Annotated in this window: 5 protein-coding genes; 3 read left to right on the forward strand and 2 right to left on the reverse strand. The window is 56.3% G+C overall.

Features of this window, described 5'->3' with window-relative positions:
- Positions 1–77 precede the first annotated feature (77 nt).
- On the reverse strand, positions 78–1,076 hold the full coding sequence (locus RT613_RS23170) for an LLM class flavin-dependent oxidoreductase (RefSeq protein WP_313618724.1): 999 nt from the start codon (positions 1,074–1,076) through the stop codon (positions 78–80).
- Positions 1,077–1,231: 155 nt separating this feature from the next.
- The gene (locus RT613_RS23175; RefSeq protein WP_313618725.1) at positions 1,232–3,547 is read right to left on the reverse strand and encodes a methyl-accepting chemotaxis protein; all 2,316 of its coding nucleotides are present in this window, start codon (positions 3,545–3,547) and stop codon (positions 1,232–1,234) included.
- Positions 3,548–3,797: 250 nt separating this feature from the next.
- Here RT613_RS23175 and ruvC point away from each other — a divergent pair, with 250 nt between their 5' ends.
- The 3 genes from ruvC (at position 3,798) to ruvB (ending at position 6,078) form a co-directional block, all read left to right on the forward strand.
- Entirely contained in the window at positions 3,798–4,310 is a 513-nt protein-coding gene (gene ruvC, locus RT613_RS23180; RefSeq protein WP_313618726.1) for a crossover junction endodeoxyribonuclease RuvC, read from the forward strand.
- Positions 4,311–4,341: 31 nt separating this feature from the next.
- Entirely contained in the window at positions 4,342–4,959 is a 618-nt protein-coding gene (gene ruvA / locus RT613_RS23185; RefSeq protein ID WP_313618727.1) for a Holliday junction branch migration protein RuvA, read from the forward strand.
- Between the two features lie 78 nt (positions 4,960–5,037).
- Complete coding sequence (ruvB, locus tag RT613_RS23190) at positions 5,038–6,078, forward strand: Holliday junction branch migration DNA helicase RuvB (RefSeq protein ID WP_313618728.1); 1,041 nt, start codon at positions 5,038–5,040, stop codon at positions 6,076–6,078.
- The last annotated feature ends 72 nt before the right edge of the window (positions 6,079–6,150 follow it).

Genomic DNA, 6,150 nt, shown 5'->3' on the forward strand with positions numbered 1-6,150 from the left:
CCAGCCCTTAAATCAGCCAAACCTATGAACCGTCCAACTTTATGGGGTCAGTTCACGACCGGGGCTTTTTTGTATCATCACGATTTTGAAAACAGGTCGTCCAATCCTGCGAACAGCTCAATTGACCGCAGTCGTGCGTTGACATCGTGAATGGGCGTCGAGATGATCAGCTCATCGGCGGCCGTGACGCGCAGGAATTCTCCAAGATCACGGTTGATGGTATCTGGCGTGCCAACCATGGCATATTGCAAGGTGTGCTCGACATTGATCCGCTCCATCTCGGTCCATAATTCGTCCATGTCCTCCACCGGCCTCGGGAAACGGGACCGTACGTTCCGGCGCAGGTTGATGAACTGCTGCTGCGCCGAGGTGAAATGATATTTTGCTTCGGCATCCGTATCTGCGGCCGCGGCCATCACGCCTACCATCACGTAAGGCTTGTCGAGGATCGCCGAAGGCTGGAAACGTTCGCGGTAGATTGCAATCGCATCCATCAGCATGTCAGGCGCGAAGTGCGAGGCGAAGGAGTAGGGCAGGCCGAGGGCGGCAGCCAGATGAGCGCTGTAAAGGCTGGATCCCAAAAGCCAGATCGGCACATTGGTGTCAGTTCCCGGTACGGCAAAAATCGTCTGGTCGTCCCGTTCAGAGCCGAGGTAGCGCTGCAGTTCGATAATGTCATGCGGGAAGGTATCCACGCCATTGTCCATATTGCGACGAAGGGCACGGGCGGTGCGCATGTCTGTGCCGGGTGCGCGGCCAAGTCCCAGATCGACACGATCCGGATAAAGAGCGGCCAGTGTGCCGAACTGTTCGGCAATCACCAGCGGCGAATGGTTCGGCAGCATGATGCCACCCGAACCGATGCGGATGCGTGAGGTTGCTGCGCCGACATGGGAGATGACCAGCGAGGTTGCCGCGCTGGCAATGCCCGGCATGCCGTGATGTTCTGCCAGCCATACGCGCTTGTAACCAAGCTCCTCGGCTTTGACCGCCAGACGGCGCGAATTGCTCAAGGCATCGCTGGCATTTTCTCCATCGCCGATGGGGGATAAATCAAGAATTGAAAAAGGTATCATCGGCGGCTCCTGCGTATGCGACTGATATTCGCTGCAGGATGTAAGGTGCGTTGGCTCTATTGCCAGAGTGTGAAAGTTTAATTGTATGAAGGTTCAAAAAAATTGGGGCATCAAGCGCCCCAACTCTCAAGTCTGATCAAAACGGCGTGTGCGGTTTATCCGGCCCGGCGCATCGATTGACCATAGGCGCCTGCGGGAGCATCGGTCGCTGGGGCCAGCACAAACTGGCTGAGCTTGCTGTCCATTTCGCCCGCCTCTGTTGCGAGGTTGTGGATAGCAGCCGTCGTTTCTTCCACCATGGCTGCATTCTGCTGCGTCATGGAATCGAGGTTTGAGACTGCCCGGTTGATTTCGAGCAGTGTGGTTGCCTCCTCACGGGTCGATTCCATGATCTCGTGAATGCGACTGTTGATGGTTTCAACATGGCCGCCAATGCCCGAGAGCGAGTTGCTTGCCTGCTCGACCAGCGACACGCCACTTGAAACCTCATCAGTCGACTTTTTGAGAAGTGTGGCAATTTCCTTGGCGGCGGTGGCGGAGCGCTGTGCCAATTCACGCACCTCCTGTGCCACCACGGCAAATCCCTTGCCAGCTTCGCCGGCGCGCGCTGCTTCCACACCGGCATTCAGGGCCAGAAGATTTGTTTGGAAGGCAATTTCGTCGATAACGCCGATGATCTGGTTGATCTGCCGGGACGATGCCTGAATGGCCTCCATGGCGGCAATGGTCTGGCCCATGATCCTTCCTGATGTTTCGGTTTCGGCATTGGCGTCCTTGGCAATCTTGCTGGCCTGTTCGGCGCGCGAGATCTGGTGTTTGACGGCATCGGTAATGGCATTTATGGCACTTGCCGTTTCGGTAATCGATGCGGCCTGCCGTTCCGTGCGCTCGGCCAGTTGATCCGAACCAACTCGCATTTCCTCCGAGCCGCTGCGCACCGCAGCCGAATTGCCGCCGATGGAGTGCAGTGTATCGCTCAAGGTGGCCAATGCCTGGTTGAAGTTCAGGCGCAGGCTTTCCAGATCCTGCGGGAAGGGTTTGTGGATACGATGGGACAGGTTGCCATTGGCCAGGCGATCCAGGCCTTCATCCAGCGACTGCACGACCATTTGCAGGGTCGTCGCCTCGGCTTCCCGTTCGGCAAGGTGCTGGCGGCGAGTTTCTTCGGCCTCGGCGCGGGTGCGAGAGGTGGTGTCCTCCAGCTCGCGTTGCTGGATCAACTTGTCACGGAAGCTGCCAAGTGCCTTGGCCATGGTGCCGATTTCGTCTTTTCTGTCCTGCGCGGTGATTTCCGTCTGGAGGTTTCCATTGGCCACATCCCGCGTCAGGTTGGCGAGTTTTGACAGCGGTGCAAACAGGCGTCTGGAGAAAATCGCCGTGATCACGCACATGGCAATCAGCACGCAGATGCCGATGACGGCAAGCGCACTGGCAATGGAAATCGAGCCTGCATCCAGTTCGCTTTGCAAAATGCTTTCAACGGCGAGATACGTCTGACCGTTAAACTCGAACGGCCGGGCATAGGCATTGGCCTTGCCATCCAGACGCTGCATGTCTGCAACCGTCATGCCCTTTTCGCCCATGGCCTTGGACTGGAAGGTAAATGGTGCTGGATCGAGATTTGTCAACTTGCCCTGATCAAGACCGATGGCTGAGCCATCGGCAGACAGAACGGCAGATTTTTCCGAGCTTGCTGGCGCGATGCCCTTGGCAAGCAACTGAACGAAAACGTCACTGTGAACGCGGAAAAGGACAACACCCTTGAAGGCTTCGAATTTGATGACCGGAACTGCAAAATAAATGTCCGACTGACCGGTGGCCTGCTCTACTTTCCAGCCGGAAAAGCTGGACGGAGCAACATCACCCACGGCCTTGCCGGCATTTTCTGCGGCGCGCGCGTAGGCGATGCCGAGGCCCGTGTCTTTCCAGCTGCCTTCCGTTGCGTTTTCAGCAAAAGAGGCATCCTTTTTATAAGAATAATAGATGGTGCCTGACGTGTCGGCGAAAAGTATATCGCTGAACGGCGTGCCCTTCAGATAGGTCGCCATATCCGTCTGGGTCTTTTCGTGGGTGGAATAATAAAAGCCGCTCGGATTTTCAGGCTTGATCAGTTTTTCGCGCTGATCTGCCGGATTGGGGTTGTCAGAGATGAAGACCCGCTTCAGTTCCGCCTTGGCGTCGCCCGAGTTTTTCTGAACCGTGCCCCAGCCGCTGCGCATCGAAACGACAGCCATTTGCAGGGCTTCGATTTTGGCGATGGAATCCGCCTGATTTTCAAGTTGCTCCAGCCGCTCCTTGAGCATGTCGCCACGGAAAGTCAGCACACTCTCCATGGAGTGTTGCGCCTGTTCCTGAAGAACGCTGCTGCTGCTGCGATATGCAAGCAGGGTCATGAGCGAGATGGAAAAAAACATCAGTGCCAGAAAAATGACCAACACTTTTGATGAGATCGAATGAAACTTGTTCAACATCAATATGAGCCTATGCCTGTCTGAAACAATCGCAGGCGCTTTCGGCCACGGATTGTCAGTGCCAAGTGAAGTTATGCTTCTTGTTTTATTTGGAACGACAGGCGATGCCCGGAATTCCCCTCTATTTTTGTTTGCAGAATGCGGACAGAAATTTAAGCGTCGGTAAATGCTGCAATGCAAAATTGACGAATGTTGTCGTTTTGTTCACTTCTCGCTGGCAGGTATTTGCTGCTGACGATAGAGTGGACCCATGCAACAGACGATTCGCATCATTGGAATAGACCCCGGCCTTCGCCGCACGGGATGGGGCGTTATCGAAACGATAGGCAACAGCCTGCGCTTCGTGGCGTCGGGAACAGTGACTTCTGATGGCGACATGGATCTCGCCTCTCGCCTCTGCCAGTTGCATGACGGCCTTGCCGAAGTGGTGCATTCCTACCGCCCGGATGAGGCGGCAGTTGAACAGACCTTCGTCAACAAGGATGCGGTGGCGACACTCAAGCTGGGGCAGGCGCGCGGCATTGCCATGCTGGTGCCGGCACGTGCCGGTTTACCGGTGTCCGAATATGCGCCGAATGCGGTCAAGAAGTCGGTCATCGGTGTCGGGCATGGTGAAAAACAGCAGATTCACATGATGCTGAAAATCCTGATGCCGAAAGCCGAATTCAAGGGTAACGATGCTGCGGACGCGCTGGCGATTGCCATATGCCATGCGCATAATCGTGGCGGGGACCGCATGCGCCGTGTGTTGGCTGCAGGTTGATATTTTCTCTTTTGTTTAAGCGGACATTGTCATGATCGGTAAACTCAAAGGCACAATTGAAGAAATCGGCGATGACTATGTTCTCGTTGATGTGCACGGTGTCTGTTACGTCGCCCATTGTTCGGCACGAACCTTGTCGAAGCTGGGGTCGATCGGTGAGGCCATCGTGCTGTTTATCGAAACCTATGTGCGCGAAGACCAGTTGAAGCTGTTCGGCTTCATGTCGGCGCTGGAGCGGGAATGGTTCAACCTGCTGCAAAGCGTGCAGGGTGTGGGCTCCAAGGTGGCACTTGCCGTGCTGTCGACTTTGTCGCCATCCGAACTGGCCAATGCCATCGCGCTTCAGGACAAGACGGTTGTATCACGGGCGCCCGGTGTCGGGCCAAAAGTGGCTGTGCGCATTGTCACTGAATTGCGCAACAAGGCGCCGGCCTTTGCGGGCGAGGCATCCGGCTCGATTGGTCTGAAACAGGAATTGGGCGAGGGCGCTGCACCAGCGCCGGTTGCCGATGCCGTTTCGGCGCTGACCAATCTTGGATATTCGCGCGATCAGGCTGCCAATGCGGTGGCAGCAGCACTCAAGAATGGCGGTGAGGGCGCAGACAGTGCCAAGCTTATTCGCCTCGGCTTGAAGGAACTGTCGCGGTAAGGCAAAAGAGCAGGGGTGCAAATATCTGTGCGCCCCGGTACCGTGCCCACTCTCTAGAATGAAGACGGAATGCGCTGAATGAGCGATGCCACAAGATTGATATCTGCAGACAAGCGTGGCGAAGACATCGACACAACCTTGCGCCCGCAGTCGCTTGACGAGTTTACGGGCCAGGCTGAAGCGCGTGCCAATCTCAAGATCTTTATCGAGGCGGCCAAGAACCGTGGCGAGGCGCTGGATCACGTGCTGTTTGTAGGACCTCCAGGCCTTGGCAAAACGACGCTGGCGCAGATCATGGCCAAGGAACTGGGCGTCAATTTCCGCTCGACCTCGGGCCCGGTTATCGCCAAAGCCGGTGATCTTGCGGCGTTGCTGACCAATCTGGAAGAACGCGACGTTTTGTTCATCGATGAAATTCACCGCTTGAACCCGGCCGTCGAGGAAATTCTCTATCCGGCGATGGAAGATTTCCAGCTCGACCTGATCATCGGTGAGGGGCCAGCAGCCCGTTCGGTGAAGATCGATCTGTCCAAGTTTACGCTCGTCGCAGCAACCACGCGTCTTGGCCTTTTGACCACACCGTTGCGCGATCGTTTTGGTATTCCGGTTCGCCTGTCCTTTTATACGGTCGAAGAGCTGGAGTTGATTGTGCGTCGTGGCGCGCGATTGATGGGGCTTGGCATGACCGATGAAGGTGCCCGCGAAATCGCCCGTCGTGCCCGTGGCACACCGCGTATCGCTGGCCGTTTGTTGCGGCGCGTGCGTGACTTTGCCGAGGTTGCCAAGGCGGAAGCGGTGACACGGGAAATTGCCGATGAGGCACTGACCCGCCTCCTGGTCGACAATATGGGGCTCGACCAACTCGACATGCGTTATCTGACGATGATTGCCGTCAATTTCGGTGGTGGCCCGGTTGGTATTGAAACCATTGCGGCTGGCCTGTCAGAGCCACGCGATGCGATTGAGGATATCATCGAGCCCTACATGATCCAGCAGGGCTTTATTCAGCGCACACCGCGCGGACGCGTATTGACGGCTACGGCCTGGAAACATCTGGGCATGCAGCCGCCGAAGGATATGGAAGCGGCGCAGTTTCGTCTGACGCTGGAGGATGACTGAACACTGGCCGAGGGCGAGAGAATGAGCACTTACGATCCTGTTCGCGGTTTTCGCAAACTTGCCTATAACAAT

This window comes from Agrobacterium sp. (assembly GCF_032092815.1).
GTDB lineage: Bacteria > Pseudomonadota > Alphaproteobacteria > Rhizobiales > Rhizobiaceae > Agrobacterium.

Bases quoted from the DNA above. Each gene is read 5' to 3' on its own strand.
- RT613_RS23170 (WP_313618724.1), bottom strand. From the start codon at position 1,076: ATGATACCTTTTTCAATTCTTGATTTATCCCCCATCGGCGATGGAGAA.
- RT613_RS23175 (WP_313618725.1), bottom strand. From the start codon at position 3,547: ATGTTGAACAAGTTTCATTCGATCTCATCAAAAGTGTTGGTCATTTTT.
- ruvC (WP_313618726.1), top strand. From the start codon at position 3,798: ATGCAACAGACGATTCGCATCATTGGAATAGACCCCGGCCTTCGCCGC.
- ruvA (WP_313618727.1), top strand. From the start codon at position 4,342: ATGATCGGTAAACTCAAAGGCACAATTGAAGAAATCGGCGATGACTAT.
- ruvB (WP_313618728.1), top strand. From the start codon at position 5,038: ATGAGCGATGCCACAAGATTGATATCTGCAGACAAGCGTGGCGAAGAC.